This window comes from Geminocystis sp. (genome assembly GCF_041753295.1).
Lineage (GTDB): Bacteria > Cyanobacteriota > Cyanobacteriia > Cyanobacteriales > Cyanobacteriaceae > Geminocystis.
Map to the genome: position 1 here is coordinate 24098 of NZ_JBGSUU010000013.1, position 17338 is coordinate 41435.

19 protein-coding genes are annotated in these 17338 nt (G+C 31.9%); 7 read left to right on the forward strand and 12 right to left on the reverse strand.

Annotated elements, in window-relative coordinates; translation table 11 throughout:
* Nucleotides 1-6 precede the first annotated feature (6 nt).
* Nucleotides 7-222 (forward strand): sulfur carrier protein ThiS, encoded by a 216-nt coding sequence (gene thiS, locus ACEW8E_RS00885; RefSeq protein ID WP_373478453.1) that lies wholly within the window; start codon nucleotides 7-9, stop codon nucleotides 220-222.
* A 17-nt stretch (nucleotides 223-239) separates the two neighbouring features.
* Here thiS and ACEW8E_RS00890 read toward each other — a convergent pair whose 3' ends face one another.
* The 7 genes from ACEW8E_RS00890 to acs all read right to left on the reverse strand — a co-directional run bounded on the left by ACEW8E_RS00890 (nucleotide 240) and on the right by acs (nucleotide 6106).
* Complete coding sequence (locus ACEW8E_RS00890; RefSeq protein WP_373478454.1) at nucleotides 240-620, reverse strand: hypothetical protein; 381 nt, start codon at nucleotides 618-620, stop codon at nucleotides 240-242.
* Nucleotides 621-1482: 862 nt separating this feature from the next.
* Nucleotides 1483-2760 carry a protein kinase gene (locus ACEW8E_RS00895; RefSeq protein WP_373478455.1) on the reverse strand — a complete coding sequence of 426 codons (1278 nt, stop codon included), beginning with the start codon at nucleotides 2758-2760 and terminating at the stop codon, nucleotides 1483-1485.
* Between the two features lie 108 nt (nucleotides 2761-2868).
* Nucleotides 2869-3075 carry a type II toxin-antitoxin system HicB family antitoxin gene (locus ACEW8E_RS00900; RefSeq protein ID WP_373478456.1) on the reverse strand — a complete coding sequence of 69 codons (207 nt, stop codon included), beginning with the start codon at nucleotides 3073-3075 and terminating at the stop codon, nucleotides 2869-2871.
* Between the two features lie 73 nt (nucleotides 3076-3148).
* Nucleotides 3149-3334 (reverse strand): type II toxin-antitoxin system HicA family toxin, encoded by a 186-nt coding sequence (locus tag ACEW8E_RS00905; RefSeq protein ID WP_373478457.1) that lies wholly within the window; start codon nucleotides 3332-3334, stop codon nucleotides 3149-3151.
* A gap of 135 nt (nucleotides 3335-3469) precedes the next feature.
* Complete coding sequence (locus ACEW8E_RS00910) at nucleotides 3470-3610, reverse strand: type II toxin-antitoxin system RelE/ParE family toxin (RefSeq protein ID WP_373478473.1); 141 nt, start codon at nucleotides 3608-3610, stop codon at nucleotides 3470-3472.
* Nucleotides 3611-3781: 171 nt separating this feature from the next.
* Nucleotides 3782-4039, reverse strand: a complete 258-nt coding sequence (locus ACEW8E_RS00915) for a type II toxin-antitoxin system ParD family antitoxin (RefSeq protein WP_373478458.1) — start codon at nucleotides 4037-4039, stop codon at nucleotides 3782-3784.
* A gap of 93 nt (nucleotides 4040-4132) precedes the next feature.
* Nucleotides 4133-6106 carry an acetate--CoA ligase gene (acs, locus tag ACEW8E_RS00920; RefSeq protein WP_373478459.1) on the reverse strand — a complete coding sequence of 658 codons (1974 nt, stop codon included), beginning with the start codon at nucleotides 6104-6106 and terminating at the stop codon, nucleotides 4133-4135.
* Nucleotides 6107-6305: 199 nt separating this feature from the next.
* Here acs and ACEW8E_RS00925 point away from each other — a divergent pair, with 199 nt between their 5' ends.
* Complete coding sequence (locus ACEW8E_RS00925; RefSeq protein WP_373478460.1) at nucleotides 6306-7100, forward strand: hypothetical protein; 795 nt, start codon at nucleotides 6306-6308, stop codon at nucleotides 7098-7100.
* 55 nt (nucleotides 7101-7155) lie between these two features.
* Here the strand turns inward: ACEW8E_RS00925 and ACEW8E_RS00930 are convergent, their stop codons facing one another.
* Entirely contained in the window at nucleotides 7156-7713 is a 558-nt protein-coding gene (locus tag ACEW8E_RS00930) for a Uma2 family endonuclease (RefSeq protein ID WP_373478461.1), read from the reverse strand.
* A gap of 338 nt (nucleotides 7714-8051) precedes the next feature.
* On the opposite strand from ACEW8E_RS00930, the gene ACEW8E_RS00935 reads away from it, so the two are divergent.
* The 3 genes from ACEW8E_RS00935 (at nucleotide 8052) to ACEW8E_RS00945 (ending at nucleotide 10658) form a co-directional block, all read left to right on the forward strand.
* Nucleotides 8052-9218 carry a glycosyltransferase family 4 protein gene (locus ACEW8E_RS00935; RefSeq protein WP_373478462.1) on the forward strand — a complete coding sequence of 389 codons (1167 nt, stop codon included), beginning with the start codon at nucleotides 8052-8054 and terminating at the stop codon, nucleotides 9216-9218.
* Between the two features lie 13 nt (nucleotides 9219-9231).
* On the forward strand, nucleotides 9232-9648 hold the full coding sequence (locus ACEW8E_RS00940) for a GtrA family protein (RefSeq protein ID WP_373478463.1): 417 nt from the start codon (nucleotides 9232-9234) through the stop codon (nucleotides 9646-9648).
* 245 nt (nucleotides 9649-9893) lie between these two features.
* The gene (locus ACEW8E_RS00945; RefSeq protein WP_373478474.1) at nucleotides 9894-10658 is read left to right on the forward strand and encodes an SDR family oxidoreductase; all 765 of its coding nucleotides are present in this window, start codon (nucleotides 9894-9896) and stop codon (nucleotides 10656-10658) included.
* A 361-nt stretch (nucleotides 10659-11019) separates the two neighbouring features.
* On the opposite strand, the gene ACEW8E_RS00950 is transcribed toward ACEW8E_RS00945, so the two are convergent.
* Complete coding sequence (locus ACEW8E_RS00950; RefSeq protein WP_373478464.1) at nucleotides 11020-12480, reverse strand: TolC family protein; 1461 nt, start codon at nucleotides 12478-12480, stop codon at nucleotides 11020-11022.
* A gap of 246 nt (nucleotides 12481-12726) precedes the next feature.
* Between ACEW8E_RS00950 and ACEW8E_RS00955 the strand changes: the two genes are divergently transcribed.
* Entirely contained in the window at nucleotides 12727-14316 is a 1590-nt protein-coding gene (locus ACEW8E_RS00955) for a glycoside hydrolase family 57 protein (protein ID WP_373478465.1), read from the forward strand.
* Nucleotides 14317-14375: 59 nt separating this feature from the next.
* The gene (locus ACEW8E_RS00960) at nucleotides 14376-14828 is read left to right on the forward strand and encodes a DUF2996 domain-containing protein (protein ID WP_373478466.1); all 453 of its coding nucleotides are present in this window, start codon (nucleotides 14376-14378) and stop codon (nucleotides 14826-14828) included.
* 83 nt (nucleotides 14829-14911) lie between these two features.
* On the opposite strand, the gene ACEW8E_RS00965 is transcribed toward ACEW8E_RS00960, so the two are convergent.
* The 3 genes from ACEW8E_RS00965 to ACEW8E_RS00975 all read right to left on the reverse strand — a co-directional run bounded on the left by ACEW8E_RS00965 (nucleotide 14912) and on the right by ACEW8E_RS00975 (nucleotide 16986).
* Entirely contained in the window at nucleotides 14912-15556 is a 645-nt protein-coding gene (locus ACEW8E_RS00965) for a PEP-CTERM sorting domain-containing protein (RefSeq protein ID WP_373478467.1), read from the reverse strand.
* A gap of 181 nt (nucleotides 15557-15737) precedes the next feature.
* On the reverse strand, nucleotides 15738-16391 hold the full coding sequence (locus ACEW8E_RS00970; RefSeq protein ID WP_373478468.1) for a PEP-CTERM sorting domain-containing protein: 654 nt from the start codon (nucleotides 16389-16391) through the stop codon (nucleotides 15738-15740).
* Between the two features lie 250 nt (nucleotides 16392-16641).
* A complete protein-coding gene (locus tag ACEW8E_RS00975; RefSeq protein ID WP_373478469.1) occupies nucleotides 16642-16986 on the reverse strand; it encodes a hypothetical protein in 345 nt (114 codons plus the stop codon).
* Between the last annotated feature and the right edge of the window lie 352 nt (nucleotides 16987-17338).

Below are 17338 nucleotides of genomic sequence, written 5' to 3' on the forward strand. Positions count from 1 at the left end.
TATTTTATGATTTCCGATATGATCACTCTTACCGTTAACGGTGAATCTCAACATTGCCCTCCTAATCTCTCTTTACCTACTTTTTTGCAGTCTCTGGGTTTTAATCCTCGTTTGATTGCTTTAGAATATAATGGGGAAATTTTACATCGACAATACTGGGATACTACTTTGATCAAAAATGGCGATCGCCTAGAAGTAGTAACCATTGTCGGTGGTGGCTAAAAAAGATGATCAATTAATCAGCATCCTGGTTTACAGACATTATAATCCTCATGGGAGACAACGGCTTCAGGAGCAACAAAACTGCCATAATCTCGACAAATAAGGCGATAATTCCTAGTAACGGGAATACTAATAATAAATCGATCATGTCTAAGTCTTTTTCCCCTAAAATTGGTATAGCTAGTATGATTTTGGATGTTATGAATAATTTGTCTTGCTTTTAATACCACATTTCTAGGTAAACAACTCAAATCTATGGGATCATGAGAAAAAGTATCTTCCCAAGCATTTTTTTCCCTTCTTTTTTGTTCTCTTGTCATCTGGGTTTGTTCACATCTATGACAACTTTTTCCATAACCTGAATGACCACAATCAAATTTCTTCTTTTTTCTTGACATTTTCTTACCTGTATATTTTTTAAATATTGATTAGAGAATCAGTCAATAAAGCAAATAAACGATTCCTAATTTATCCAGAGTCTAAGAGTGAAGAGAAAATTTTGAATAGTGACAATTGATCATAATTTACCACTATAATTAGCTTTTTTCTTCAGGATGACAAAACATAGATTTAAGTTAAAATCTTCTTCCATAGAAAATAAGTTTTGTCTTAACCATAGAATAGTTATTAATATTATTTAAGATTCCATACGAATATTTCTTTTATTATCTTTGGTTTTTGATCTGTAGTTTTTATTGATTTCTTAAAATTGGTTAATTAAAATTAGTATATTAATGGGTAATAAAAAAAATGTATTTAGTCAGTTGAATAATAATAATAATTTCTGTTAGTTAACTTTAGAAGCCTAGATTTAAACTGGTAATTCGTCTTAAAGCCCTAATCTAACATTGATCCCCACAATATAAGGATACAAGATCTCTCTTAAAATCTACAAACTTTGTTGCAATTTATTAAGAAAATATCTTCATAAAACTTTAAAGTACTCATAATTAATTTCAGTAGAGTAAAAAAAATTTTACTGATTTTCAGTTTTATTGTGTATTTTTTATTTGATTTTTGGAAATGTCAATATTGCGAAGAATCTTCCAACTATTTTCCATCATTGTTTCTATAAATAAATTCTTCTTTGCCCATTTCAAAACAATCTTTAACAATGGCAGTTATATTTCCATTGACATCAAAAATTACTCTATTAACGCAATAATAATCATTTTTTAAATTAATTTTTGCACCAATAAAATGAAGAGTAAATTAAAGATATTTGTTTTAAGTTATTTTTTATGGCGATCGCACTTGACCCTAGTAAATATACTTTAAAGGCTCGTTGTTGTTATTATATAAAATTAAAGTACCATTATTTTCTAGTTTGACATGAGAAATTGATCTATTCGCTGTATTGGAAGCCCAAGGATTAAAACCATCAAAATAAATCACAAAATTGCCATCTTCCTGCATAACCGCACTTATAGGTTTCCTCCCATTTGTACCTGAACCCCACATAGCTTTTGAAGACTGACAATTATATAACACCAAGTTTCCATCTGGTTGAAGTACTAAACTATAATTACCCTCAGCAGATATTAAAAATTCATTTACAGATAAAAATTCACCTAATTTAAGAGTGTCTTTATTTGTATTAATAGTATTAATTACTTTATTTTCAGTTGCATCCATTGTCACGTTATTTTCTACAATTTCTTGTTGAGATTGTATAATATTTAAAACTTCATCTACAGATTGAAAACGTTTTTTATAGGCAAATTCTACTAATTTATCTAAAATATTTCCTAAATCATTACTTACAAAGTTATTGTTTAAATAATCACGCCAAACCCAATTTCCTTCCCCTGCATCAAATAAATTTAAAGGCTCAATTCCTGTTAATAAATGTAAGCAAGTTACCCCTAAACTATATAAATCACTGCAATATTGAGGTTTACCAAAAGATTGTTCAGGAGGACAATATTGAGCCGAACCGATAACTGTACCAGTGATAGATAAATGGCTATTTTCGACAAATTTTGATGCCCCAAAATCAACTAAAAATAACTTACTATCTTCTGCCCTTCTAATAATATTTTCAGGTTTAATATCTCGATGAATTATATTATTTTGATGGACAAATTTTAAGACATTTAATCTATCTACTAATAAAGCTCTAATTTTCTGCTCATTAAAATTACCTTGAGAGTTTAATTCTTGCTTTAAATTTTCTCCTTTTATGAATTGTTGAATTAAATATTGACGATTATCTTGAGTAAAATAAGCTAATAATTCAGGTATTTGAGAATGTTTACCTAACTCGTCTAATCTGTGAGCTTCTTGGGCAAATAATTCTGCAGCTTTTTTTAAATTATCTATGCCTTGAGCTTGGGGTAAAAATTGTTTTATGACGCAATAAGACTTAGATGGTTTATCCTCATCAATAGCTAAAAAAGTTCTACCAAAACCACCTTGCCCAATTATTTTTATAGCTCGATAACGTTCTTTTAATAATAATTTATTACCACATTTTTGACATATTTTATCACCTAACTTATTTTCGTGTAAACATTTAGGATTAAGACATTTAGTCATAATAATAATTTAACAAATAATTTGATAGTTTCTGGTAAAAATAACTGGATTTAATAAGATTCAACCTAACGATAAATAATCCTTAATTTCATCATCAAACTTTTATATTTAAGCAACTTGTAAACTTTTCGGTTGAGGAATAATATCCCCAAATTCTTTAGCCATATCAATCCATAATTCGATCGCTTCTTTAATATTAATAATAGCTTCTTCTTGAGTTTTTCCATGAGCCATACACCCTAATAATTCAGGTACTTTAGCGATAAATACTTGATCTTGTTCGCTCCAATTAATAATAATTTCATATTTATACATTGTTATTTATCTCCTAAATTATATTTCAAAATAATTTCTCTAATTTGTTTGACTTGATAGGCTTTTGCTTTATTTACATCACTTTGTATATTTGGTTTTTCTGCAATGCCGTCTTTTCTAAAGATATGATGTGATGTGAGCCTCTAATTCTTTCTTCAAAACCAAGTCTCTTTAAGAGCTGAAATAAATCATTAAATAAAATATTTTCATCTGATTTACTATCAATTATTTTTTGTATTAGTTTTTCATATTTACCCATTTTTTTATACAAATAAACAACATTATAAATGAGGATCAGAGCCTATAATTGCAGACAAATCATTACTTATCGCCTGTTCATCATAAATACTCAACCTCCCATTACGAAGACTGGAATAATATTTTTGTCATAGCATTATAAATCATTTTCATTATCAAACAAAATATCTAAATCCTGACGACCATTAACAATTCTTAAAATTTCTAATGTTTCATCAATAACACGATAAAAAATAATATACCCTTCTAAAGATAAACCTCGTAAAGAAGGCTTAATATGATTATAAGGACGACCTAGATGAGGAAATTAAATTAATTGTTGACACTTATGATTAAATTTGAGAAAAAATTTTTCTCCTGCCCGAACATTTACCTTTAAAAAATATTATGCAATATTATTCAAATCTTGACTGGCAGAAGGGGCAATAATATAGCGATTCATAAATACTTATTCTTGAACTTGTTTAAATTTTGTCAGAATATTTTGAATTACAGTTTCACCATCTAAACCTTGTCCATCTTCTAGTTCAGCTATCGCTATATCAACTTTATTTCTTATTTCTTCTAACCAATGTAAATAGTCATCTCCTATGATTTCTAATAAAGAAAAAGCTAAATCTATTAATTGTTCTGTACTATCAAATTTTCCGCTGTCTAGTTGTTTTTGAATGAATTTTTCTTGATTTAATTTTAGTTCTAAAATCATAGTTTTAAATGGAAGATTAATAATTTAGAAAATACTTAATCTTATTATATTTCATCTAGTTGGGTTTTGTTTCCTCAACCCAACCTACCTTTATTATGCCCCTTCTCTTAATTTATCTAAGACGCTACGATCTTCTAAAGTAGAAGTATCTCCTGTTACCTCTTGCCCAGAAGCAAGGCTACGTAACAATCGGCGCATGATTTTGCCTGATCGAGTTTTGGGCATTCCTTCCGTAAATTTGATCTCGGCTGGACGTGCGATCGCACCGATTTCTTGTACTACATGGGCTTTAAGTTCATTTGCCAACTCATCGCTAGGATTAAAACCATTTTCGAGGGTAACAAAAGCGCAAATATCTTCCCCCTTCACCTCGTCTGGTTTACCCACAACGGCGGCTTCCGCTACCGCAGGATGAGAAACAAGAGCAGATTCTACTTCCATTGTGCCTAAACGGTGTCCAGAAACGTTGATAACATCATCAACACGTCCCATTACCCAGAAATAGCCGTCTTCATCCCGTCTTGCACCATCCCCAGCAAAGTATAAATACTCTCCATCTTTCGGTGCAATATGTTCCCAATAGGTGTTACGGAATCGATCGGGATCACCATATACCGTGCGCATCATACCAGGCCAAGGATGCTTAATCACTAAATAACCCCCTTCATTATCACTAACGGGATTGCCGTCTAAGTCCACAATATCAGCGATAATACCGGGGAAAGGATGAGTAGCCGAACCGGGTTTGGTTGGTGTTGCACCGGGTAAGGGAGTAATCATCACCCCTCCTGTTTCTGTTTGCCACCATGTATCGACGATGGGGCATTTTTCCTTGCCTATCACCTTATGATACCACATCCACGCTTCTGGGTTAATGGGTTCGCCCACTGTGCCTAACAATCGCAAAGACGATAAATCACGGGCGTTAGGATGATGTTCGCCCATTTTGATAAAGGCACGAATAGCAGTAGGGGCAGTATAAAATATATTTACGCCGTATTTCTCGATTACATCCCAAAAACAACCAAGATTAGAAGGGCGAGGTACTCCTTCATACATAACTGTTGTCGCACCATTGGAAAGAGGTCCATAAACGATGTAACTATGACCAGTAATCCACCCTACATCGGCGGTACACCAATAAACATCATCGTCACGGAGATCAAAAATCCATTTTGTCGTCATGTGAGAGTAAAGATTATAGCCCCCCGTAGTGTGAACAACTCCTTTCGGTTTACCTGTACTACCACTGGTATAGAGGATAAATAACATATCTTCACTATCCATTACTTCGGCTTCACAATGGGCGGATACTCCTGCTTGTAAGTCGTGCCACCAATGATCCCTTCCTGCTTCCATATAAGTTTTTTCTTTGGTGCGTTGTACTACTAACACGTTTTCGACACTAGGGGCTTGATTATCGGTGATCGCACTATCCACTTGAGTTTTGAGGGCGACTACTTTATCTTTACGAAAACCACCATCAGCAGTGACAACTAATTTGGCTTCGGCAGCGTTGATTCTATCTCTCAGGGCTTCGGCACTGAAACCCCCGAATACTACACTATGCACAGCTCCAATTCTGGCACAGGCTAACATGGCGATGGCACTTTCGGGAATCATAGGCATATAAATTGCCACAACATCCCCTTTTTTTACTCCTAATTGCTTCATGACGTTAGCAAATTGACACACTTCTCGATGGAGTTGAGCATAGGTTAAAGTACGGCTGTCACCCGGTTCGCCTTCCCAGATGATAGCGGCTTTGTTGCGTCTCCAAGTCGTTAGGTGTCTATCTAAACAGTTATAGGATAGGTTAATTTTACCGTTGACAAACCATTTAGCAAAAGGAGGATTACTCCAATTTAAAACTTGATCCCACTTTTGAAACCAATGTAATTCTTTTTCTGCTAATTCTTCCCAAAATTGAGTCGGATTAGCGATAGATTGTTGATATAATGCTTGATAATCTTCCCAACTCTTGATTTGTGCCTGTTGTGAAAAATCGGAAGAAGGGGCAAAAGTACGTTTTTCTTGTAAAATTGATTCAATTGTTGGTTGTGTCATAATCAAATATATAAATAGAAATTCTACTAGGATAAAAGATTAACCTATTTGTTGAATTTTTATTGTTAATTTTTATTGATCAAGAATAAATAGATTTAAAAATTATTGTCTTTAAGGACTATTTATAAATAATTTAAAATATTTGTTATATAGTTAATTATTAGCATCAAATTTTAAGATATTTTTATTCAGTAAAACTATGAAAATCAAAAAACAAACCTCTCAAGTATTAGAGTTAGGAAATAATAAATTTTATTTAGGAAGACTATCATCATTTCTTTTTGCAACCCCTTTTTTGTGTGGAGGAATCGCTGTTATTTTATTCATAGGAAAATTAAATACTTTAAAATGTGATCGAGTAGAAACGCAACAAATATCTTGTCAATTAACTAGACAAGGTTTAAAGGGAAAAGAAATCATTAATATTAGTAAATTATATAGTACAGAATTAGGAGTTAGTGATAGCGATGATGGAGAAACTTATGGGATTAAATTAAATACATCTGAGGGCATAATTCATTTAGCAGAAGGATATAGTTCAGGTCGTAAAAATAAACTACAAAAAGTAGAACAAATTAATAATTTTATTGCAGATAAAACTCAAAATTCCGCACAAATTAAGCAGGATGATCGTGTTTTTGCCTATTCTTTTGGAGGCATTTTTATTCTTTTTGGTGTTCGTTTAATGATAGGCTCATTAATATTTTTTAGACGAATTAATTTTATATTTGATAAGAGTAAAAAAAAGTTTTTTATTAGAGATGATAATCTATTTCAATCAAAAATTAAAGAATATAATTTAGGAGAAATAAAAAGCATTGCGATGGTAGAAGAAAAAGATAGTGACGGGGATAAAGTATTAAAACCTAAAATTATTTTACATAAAGGCTTAAAAATTTCTCTTGATATTACTGGAGATATATCTGAGCAAGAAATGATGATTAAAAGTATCAATAATTTTTTACAATTAACAGATTTTAACAAAAAAGAATAACAAAATCTATCAACAAGAATAAATAACTTAGTGAATAAAATTATTTGTTTGATAATTATATATCTTCGTATAAACTAGAAACAGCACAAGTAAAATTAATACTATTTAAAACTAAATTTTCTCCTTCATCAAAAGAGGTTAATTGCCATGAATTATTATCTTGTTTAGTAAATAAATCCACTCGTTTTTTTGTCTGAGAAATAAGCACATATTCTTTTAAACTTTCTATCTGTCGATAGTCGGCAAATTTATCACCTCTATCAAAAGATTCCGTACTATCTGATAAAACTTCTACAATAATTTGAGGAGATCTTTTATAATAATTTAAAGCTCGATCTTCTTGGCTACAAGTAACGATAACATCAGGATAATAAAAGATATTTAAACTGTCAATTCTGACTTTCATATCAGCAATATAAACTCGACAATCACCGCCTCTTAAATGATTTTTTAATACGAAAAACATATTTCCCGCAATTGTAACATGATCCGAACTTGCATCAGCCATTTCATACACCTCACCATTAATATATTCACATTTTACTGAGTTTGTTTCTTCTTGGGTTAAATATTCTTCGGGAGATAATTTAACGACTTCTTGAATAGCAACCATTGTTTTTACCTATTAATATTTAATGTTTTTTTATTATATCAATTAATCTATTTTTTGAATTTTATTAAAGATTTTTCTCCTTTAGGCAAAATATTCACCATAATAATTAAACTTAGGTTATTTCATCTTATTTTAAAGTTTATTAAAATATCCTAAAATTATAATTATTATTGTCAGGAAAAACCAGATAATGTTATTCTTTTTTATAGCTAATAAATTATATTAAGATCAACAACCTCTTAAATTTGATTTTTTTTATCCTAGGGTTTAAGTAGTTAATTAACATTTTATTGTTTCAAACCTTAATTTTTATCTAATTTAATAATTTTTATTTACTCATGAGAGAAAAAGACAAAAAGCTGAAAATAATTTTTATTTATGATTGCATTTATCCTGATTCTTTAGGAGGCGTTGAATTTCGTAATTATCAATTAGCAAAATTTTTGCTTGAAAAAGGACATAATATTACTTTAGCTGGTTGGGTAAAAGAAAATAAACATCCTTTAAATGTAACGATAATTCCTTTACTATTTTCTAAAAAAATATATAATAGTTTAGGTCAAAGAACCGCTTTAATTTCTTTAAAATATGCCTTTGCTATCTTAACCTTACCTTTGCAGAAATTTGATCTTATTTTTGTTGATAATATTCCTTATATTCATTTATTTTTACTGATATTATGGGCAAAGATACTTAATAAAAAAGTCATTATTACTTGGCATGAATATTGGGGAAAATACTGGCAAACTTATATTAAAAATTGGACATGGGTGATTTATTATAATATTGAAATTTTAGCGGCACAGTTAGGAAATAAAGTTATTTGTGTTAGTAAATTTACCGCCGAAAAGTTATGCAAAGCAAGAATAAAATCCGATGAAATAGAAATAGTTAGTAACGGTATTAATCTTGATTTTACATCCTCTTTAAATTCTCAAAATATTAATGATAAACCACCGTTAATTTATGCAGGAAGATTAATTAAAGAAAAACGAGTTGATTTATTGTTAAAAGCTGTTGCTATTTTCACAAAAAAAAATAATTATCAAGGAGTTATTTTACAAATTATTGGAGAAGGTAATCAAAGAGAGGAATTAGAAAATTTAGCTCAAAAATTAGATATTTTAGATAAAGTTATATTTAGAGGAAAATTAGAAACCATTGAAGAAGTTTGGCAAGAAATAAGTCAAGCAAAAATAGCTATTCAACCATCTTTGCGGGAAGGTTTTGGTATTTTTCCCTTAGAAGCCATAGCTTTAGGAATACCAGTTATTTACTGTCATAGTCAAGAAAGTGCGGTAAAAGAAATTGTTAGAGATGGTATCGAAGGTATTGCCGTTAATCCTGATGAAAATGATTTGAGTCAAGCGATCGCCCAGTTACTATATAATGAGTCAGAGTACCAAAAATTAAGTAATAACGGTAAAATTAGAGCAAAATCTTTTGATTGGCAAGAAATAACGAATAAATTAGAAAAAATCTGCTTGAATTATCTTGAGGAATAATAGAATTTATGAAATGAAAATTAACCCTTATTTTCAAACATTAAAAGAAACAATTGAGCAGAAAAAAGAAATAATTAAATTTACTTTAGTTGGTGGATTATGTCTAACCTTCAATCTAGGGATTTTATGGATTTTAACAGATAAATTTTTCCTAGAAGAAATGTTGGCAACTATTATCGGTTTTTTCCTCTCTAATTTACTTGGTTTTTTCCTGAATAAATATTTTACATTTAAAGTAATAAATACTAATATATGGAAAGAAATTTATAAATATTATGCAGTAATGACTTCTAGTTTTATCGCTAATTTAGTAGCAATGTTTATTCTTGTCAAACTTTTAAATATTTGGATAGTTTATGCTAGTTTAATGATAGCGATAATTTTCTACGTTTATAACTATTTTATGCACAAAAATTGGAGTTTTAAATAAATTAATAATAATTAGAGTTTAATTATTGCTATATAATAGGCATAATATTTTTTAACTATTACTGATAATTTTAAATAGATTAGTCTTAATTAAACCTAGTTATTTTTCACGACTCCTATAAGATTAATATATGTCCAAAATTTACGATAAAAATGTATAATAGACATTAAGAAAAATATAATCACTATTATGATATAAATTTATATTTTTCAGGATGTTTTGCTATACTTATATTTATCAAATAAATTATGAAAAAAAAAGTTTTAATAACCGGTGCAACTGGTAGAACAGGATTATTAGTAGTCAAAAAGTTACAAACAAAAAACAATGATTGGCAAGTAATACCTTTTGCAAAATCACCAACAAAAGCAGAAGAAATTTTTACATCCACAGAAAATTTTATTTTCGGCAATATTTTATTTTTTGAAGATTTAACTATAGCCACTCAAGGATGCGATACTTTAATAATACTAACAAGTGCAGTGCCTAAAATGATTTCACCTCCCTTTGAAGGAAAACCTCCTGAATTTGACTTTGAAGACAGAGGAAAACCTGAAGAAGTGGATTGGATAGGGCAAAAAAACCAAATAGATGCTGCTAAACAAGCAGGAATTAAACATATAATCTTAGTAGGTTCTATGGGAGGTACAAATGATAATCACCCTCTCAATCGTCTTGGTAACGGTAATATCTTGATTTGGAAACGAAAAGCAGAAGAATATCTCATCAATTCAGGTATTGATTATACAATTATTCATGCTGGGGGATTATTAGATAAACCCGACGGAAAAAGAGAATTATTAGTAGGTAAAAACGATGAATTTTTAACGAATCCTCCTAATAATATTCCCACTTCTATTCCTAGGGGTGATGTTGCGAATGTTGTTATAGAAGCCTTAGATAATCCTTTCGCTAAAAACAAAGTATTTGATTTAATTTCTAAACCCGAATCTGAAAATAACACCTTAATTACTTCCGATTGGAATAACTTTTTTCAACAAATTACTTAGGGGTTAATTTATCATATTTTTATTTTGATGAAGGGTAGGCAACTCCCCTTGTCAGGGGAAAGTCAACCAGTAACAGTCTTAAGTTATCTATTGATTTAACTGATGTTAAGCAAAAATAGAATTACCTGATACCTATTCAATAGATGAAGTTAAAAATGTTTAGTTTTTCAAAAAAAATAGACAAAAGCCACCCTCCCCTAACCGCAACGGGTTAAAAGAAAGTGGCTTTATCATAATTATATAATAACAAAAAAAAGTAGTTTTGTCAAGTCTTATTCTAAAAAAAATTATCAGATTCAAAAAGAGTAAGAATACTGAAAAACTTAATTTATTATTTCTAATATTTAATGAGAAAAAAGTGTTAGCGAATTTGAAAAAGTTTCCCATCAGGTAAATTACTAACAGCCCGTTGTAACTGATTTAAAGATTGATTATAGCCAATAATAGCTTGTAAGAAATTTCCCCTAGCTTCAGTTAAACTTCTTTGAGCATTAATAACATCAGTTTGAGTTCCGACTCCAGCTTGAAAACGTAATCGTGCTAAACGGAGACTTTCAGTAGCAGTTACCACAGCTTTTTCCGTAGTGTTAATATTTTCTTGATTGGCAACAAGGTTGTTATAAGCAGTTTCTATTTCTAAACGAATTTGATTTCTTTGAGTGGCAAATTTAGTTTCTTCAATTTCAATATTACGGGTTTCTTGCTCTCCCCTTGCCTTAGCTATGCCTCCATCAAAAAACTGCCAACGCATTCTCGCACCTAAATTATAACCATTAGCATAGCCCGTATTATTTAAACTATCAGAAAAAGTGTTAGTAAAGTTATAGTTTGCAAATACACTTACTTGAGGGCGAGTTTGCGACAAAGCGATTTCTCTATCTTGGGCGCTAATATCTCCTCTGACTAACAGTTGTTGTAACTCAACCCTATTTTTATAAGCCATAACAATACTTTCATCTAAAGAATATTGCCAAACACCATTTTCTTTAATTTCATCAGCAGCAGTTAGCTCTACATTTTGTCCTACACTTAACACCTCAGCTAGTCTTCTTCTGGCGTTACGTTGTTCGGAAATTGCTCTGGTTAAGGCTTGATTGGCGTTGGCTAAATCAACTTCCGCTTGTAAAACGTCAAATTTAGTGCCTAACCCCGCTTGTTCGAGTAATTGTGCATCTCTCAAGGTTTGAGAAAAATCTTCAATGGCCGCTTGGGCGATCGCCACTTGAGCATCATTATTTTGTAGCTCATAATAACTATTAGTGGTATTTAAACGAGTTTCTTCAGAAATACGCTCAATTTCTAATTTACTTAAATATACTTGTTGACGTGAACGAGTAATCTCAGCATTTCTACGGCCACCATTATATACATCATAGCCTACCTCTAATTGTCCTAATAACAAAGTTCTATCTCTAAGAAAAGTTTCTCCTTGTGCTTGTCCTGTAGGAGTATCATCTCCCCTTTGATTCAATTCTAATTGCCCTTCTACCGTTGGTAATTGACTTGCTAAAGAAGCGTTTAAACCATCTTCGGCTCTTTGTAGTTCAAGACGAACTGTTTGTAACTGTTTATTATTTTTAAGGGCGATTTCAATGGCTTCGTCTAAAGTCACGGATTTTTGTTTTTCAATTTTTACCTCCGAAGGTTTAGTAGGGAAAAGTAAAGGATTAGGACTAGAATTAAATTGAGTTGTTGAATTTTCCGTAGTGAGCGCATTTTTTTCGGGAGTATTCTTTAATTCTTGGGCAAAAACCCCATTAAAAGAACTAAAACTTAAATAAAGAGAAGTGAATAAGAAAGAAAAATTTTTTTGATAAGACATTTGTATAAGATAAAAATTACTTTTTAAATAGAGATTATAGTTGACTGTACTATAATAAATTAAATTATTTTCAGTTTCTGTCAATGGTGAAAAATCATCTCAAAATAGAAATTTTAAATTTAATTAAGAATTAACTCTTTATTTTAATGTGAGTCACGCTCGTTTTATCCTAAAATTCTAATGACAGATAATAATAATATTAAAACTGTTAACCTGTAAAAACTAGCAAATAGTTATTGACATATTATGGCTCTTGGCTATCTCGCCCTCGTGCTACACGCACATTTACCTTTTGTTCGCCATCCTGAAAGTGATTATGTCTTAGAAGAAGAATGGTTGTATGAAGCCATCACCGAAACTTATATACCTTTACTCCACGTTTTTGAAGGTTTAAAACGAGATGGAGTGGATTTTAAAATAACCATGAGTATGACACCTCCTTTAGTGGCTATGCTCAAAGATAAATTATTACAAGAAAGATATAGCGAACATTTAGCAAGTTTACAAGAATTAATTGAAAAAGAAATTGACCATAACGAGCATAATGGGCATATAAAATACTTAGCCGAATATTACGCTCAAGAATTTAGCGAAACTCGTAAAACTTGGGAAAGATATAAAGGTGATTTAGTTAGCGCATTTAAAAAGTTCCAAGATAGTAATAACCTTGAAATCATAACCTGTGGTGCAACTCATGGCTATTTACCCTTGATGAAAATGTATCCCCAAGCAGTATGGGCGCAAATTGAAGTTGCCTGTCAAAGTTATGAAGAAAATTTCGGTATTCGCCCTCGGGGAATTTGGTTGCCTGAATGTGCATATTACGAAGGCTTAGAAAGAATGTTAGCCGACGCTGGTTTAAGATACTTCCTAACGGATGGTCATGGTTTACTCTATGCCCGGCCACGTCCTCGTTTTGGCACTTATGCACCAATTTTTACTGAAACAGGAGTAGCGGTTTTTGGAAGGGATCATGAGTCTTCTCAGCAGGTTTGGTCCTCAGAAGTAGGTTATCCGGGTGATCCTGTATATCGGGAATTTTATAAAGATTTAGGCTGGGAAGCTGACTACGACTATATTAAACCCTATATCATGCCTAACGGTCAACGGAAAAATGTCGGCGTAAAATATCATAAAATCACCAGTCGTCAAGCTGGTTTATCGGATAAAGCCCTTTATGATCCTTATTGGGCAAGGGAAAAAGCGGCAGAACACGCAGGAAACTTCTTGTATAATCGTGTGCAACAAGTTCAACATTTAGCAGGAATGATGCAACGTGAACCATTAGTAGTATCACCCTATGACGCTGAATTATACGGTCATTGGTGGTATGAAGGCCCACAATTTATTGATTTTCTCTTCCGTAAAGCGTGGTTTGACCAAGATTCATTATACATGATTCACCTAGCAGATTATTTAAAAGGGCATCCTAACCAACAAGTAGCAATACCTTCTCAGTCAAGTTGGGGTTATAAAGGTTTTCATGAATATTGGTTAAATCATACTAATGCTTGGATTTATCCTCATCTACATCAAGGCGCAGAAAAAATGATTCATTTAGCTACTAAAGAACCAGCCGATGAGTTACAATTACGGGCATTAAACCAAGCCGCCAGAGAATTATTATTAGCACAGTCTTCCGATTGGGCTTTTATTATGCGCACTGGTACAATGGTGCCTTATGCGGTAAGACGAACTAAGAGTCATTTGCTAAGATTAAACAAACTCTATGATGATATTTGGGCGGAAAAAGTTGATTCTGGTTGGTTAAGTAAAGTAGAGGAAATTGATAATATTTTCCCTGAAATTGATTACCGAGTCTATCGCCCACTTTAGGTAAGTAATGAGTAATGAGTAATGAGTAATGAGTAAACAGTATATTTATAAATAAGTTTATGACTGAAGAAATAAAAACACCAGAAACTACTAATAAAACTGAAGAAGTTAAGGCGAAACCACCTAAAAAAGAGAAACCTCCTGCTTTAGAAGATAAACCCTTTACTGAGTTTATGGAGCTACATTTTAACCCAACTCTTAAAACTGCCCTAGAAAAACAAGGTTTAAAAAATGTTGAGTTAGATTTTAAAAAAGCTAAAATTCCTATTACGGGTTTTGAATCAAATCCTGAATGTTGGCAAGTATTAGGTAATCTCGAAAATCGTCAATTTGCTCTTTATTTTTTAGATGAAAATATTAACGGACAAAAAGCATTTTCTTGTACTATCGATGGGGAAAAACCTAGTACCCTAGAATCTTTTATGATTGATGAGCGCAAAGCTAGTCTTGATTTAATGGTGTTATTCGCTCTGAAGCGCTTAAATGGTCAAAAATGGTTAGCTAGAAATTAAATATAGTCCGCCTTTAAATCCCCAAGTGTGGGGACTTTTTTTGTATCTTTACTCCCCCAGAATTGGGGGCAGGGGGGCAAACCCTATGATTTACTGGACTTAAATTTCTTTTTAAATACCGAACCAAAACCCAAAGCGGTTAAACTACCGAGAATGGTTAAAGGTTCAGGTACAGAAGTAGGTGCAAGAGTTCCTTGAAACTTCACTTCACTAAGTCCAGTGTTAGTAGTATTTCCGTAATTTGAGATAACATTAAAACGGACATATTGAGCCGTTGCGGTAAATGCTACTAATTGAGAAGGAAGTGGATTCCCCGTGCCAATGGACAATGTACCAGATCCTGCACTACTAAAAGTATTGCCATCTAAAGAAGTTAAGATATTAAAGTCTTTAACGCCCCTATTTAGAGAACCACTAGCATTAAAATTCCATATATCGCTTCCCGTTAGATTATAAACAGCACCAAGATTAAATGTCACAGTAGGATTAATATCGTTATTGATACTGACCCACATATTATTCAAAGGGACGATATTATGATTGCCTCCTGATAACCCTGAGTTGTTAATGAGGTTATTTACTTTAGCTAAATTACTGAACTGACTTGAAGCAGTAACGCTTGTGGGTGTTATTTGTATTGCATTAGCAGATCCGCCGTAGGTAAAGAAACTAATAACGGCGATACCTGCAATTTTACCAAAACCCTTATTTGATGAGGATTTTATCAATTTTGAGGGGGGGGAACACATTGATTCATACAATTGAAACTTATCTTTTAAAAAATAATATTGAAATTATAGGTTATAAAAATTCCTAAATAATATAAAGTTGGAATCGCCCCTAAATCCCCAAGTGTGGGGACTTTTTTTGTATCTTTCTTCCCCAAAGTTGGGGGCTGGGGGGCAAACCCTATGATTTACTGGACTTAAATTTCTTTTTAAATACCGAACCAAAACCTAAAGCGGTTAAACTACCAAGAATGGTTAAAGGTTCAGGTACAGATTCAGCCGTTTGAAACTTCACTTCACTAAGTCCTGTAGTAAAAGTATTACCATAATTTGATGTAACTTCAAAACGAACATATTGAGCGGTTGCGGTAAATGCTACTAATTGAGATGGTATTGAAACTGGATTGCCTGTAGCTACGGTTAATGTACCAGATCCTGCACTACTAAAATTAATACCATCTAAGGAAGTTAAAATATTAAAGTTTTGAACTCCTCTGTTAAAAGTACTACGATTATATTGCCATATATCTGTTCCAGCTAGATTATAAACAGCACCTAAATTAAAGGTAAGAGTAGGTGTTGTTTGATTTTGACTTAGCCACATAGTGTTAGTCACAGCACCATGTAATCCATTGCTTAACCCTGAATTATCAATTAGAGCATTCAAACTATATCCATTACTCGTACCATTTGAAGCGGTAACGCTTGAGGGTGTTATTTGTAAACCATGAGCAGATCCAGTATAAGTAAAGAAACTAATAACGGCGATACCTGCAATTTTACCAAAACCCTTATTTGATGAGGATTTTAGCGATTTTGAGGGGGGGGAACACATTGATTCATACAATTGAAACTTATCTTTTAAAAAATAATACTGAAATTATAGGTTATAAAAATTCCTAAATAATATAAAGTTTGTGTAAAGTTGAATATAAAGTTAGAATCGCCCCTAAATCCCCAAGTATGGGGACTTTTTTTATATCTTTCTTTTCTAAAGTTGGAATCGCCTCTAAATCCCCAAGTGTGGGGACTTTTTTTGTATCTTTCTTCCCCAAAGTTGGGAGCACCGGGGGCAAAATCTCTCCTCAATATTTATCCGAAAGCCACTTTAAAAAACGATTCCATGCCCACCATCTATCTGGATCTTTGCTTTGATTTTGACTAAAATAACTACTGATATAACCTACATGACCACCGTTTTTAGTTAAGATTAAATCTAACATTTGATTGTTCTTAACTGTTAGTTGTAAATCCTGAATTATAGTAGGATCAAACATAGGGTCATCTTGAGCATAGAGAATTAAAGTTGGTTTATTAATTTTGCCCATAATGCGAAAAGGACTACTTGCATAATAATAATCCGCTACGGTTTCAAAACCCAAAGAAGGAATAACTAAATATTGGTCAAATTCTCTAATACTATTCGTCAACTGTAGCACTTTGGGATCTATGTTCTTCGGATGATATTCATAAAGACGATAGGCTAAATCTTTTAAACTCTGAGTAATTTTTTTTTCTAAATATCGCCCTAAAGGATGTTTTTCTAAGTAAAGTAAAGAGCGCCACGCATCTAAACTTGGACAAATTACACCACAACCTCCTATATCTTTGTCTTCTAATCCTAAACCTAGAGCTTTTTCACTTAACGGTACTTAAACAAAACGATAAAAGAAATTAGGTTATAATTTTTGTATTATAACGTTTTTAGGTCAAAATGAAAGAAACAACATCTTCATCAATGCCACCATGTTTTAATCGCTGGTGTCAAAAAATAGATCCAGT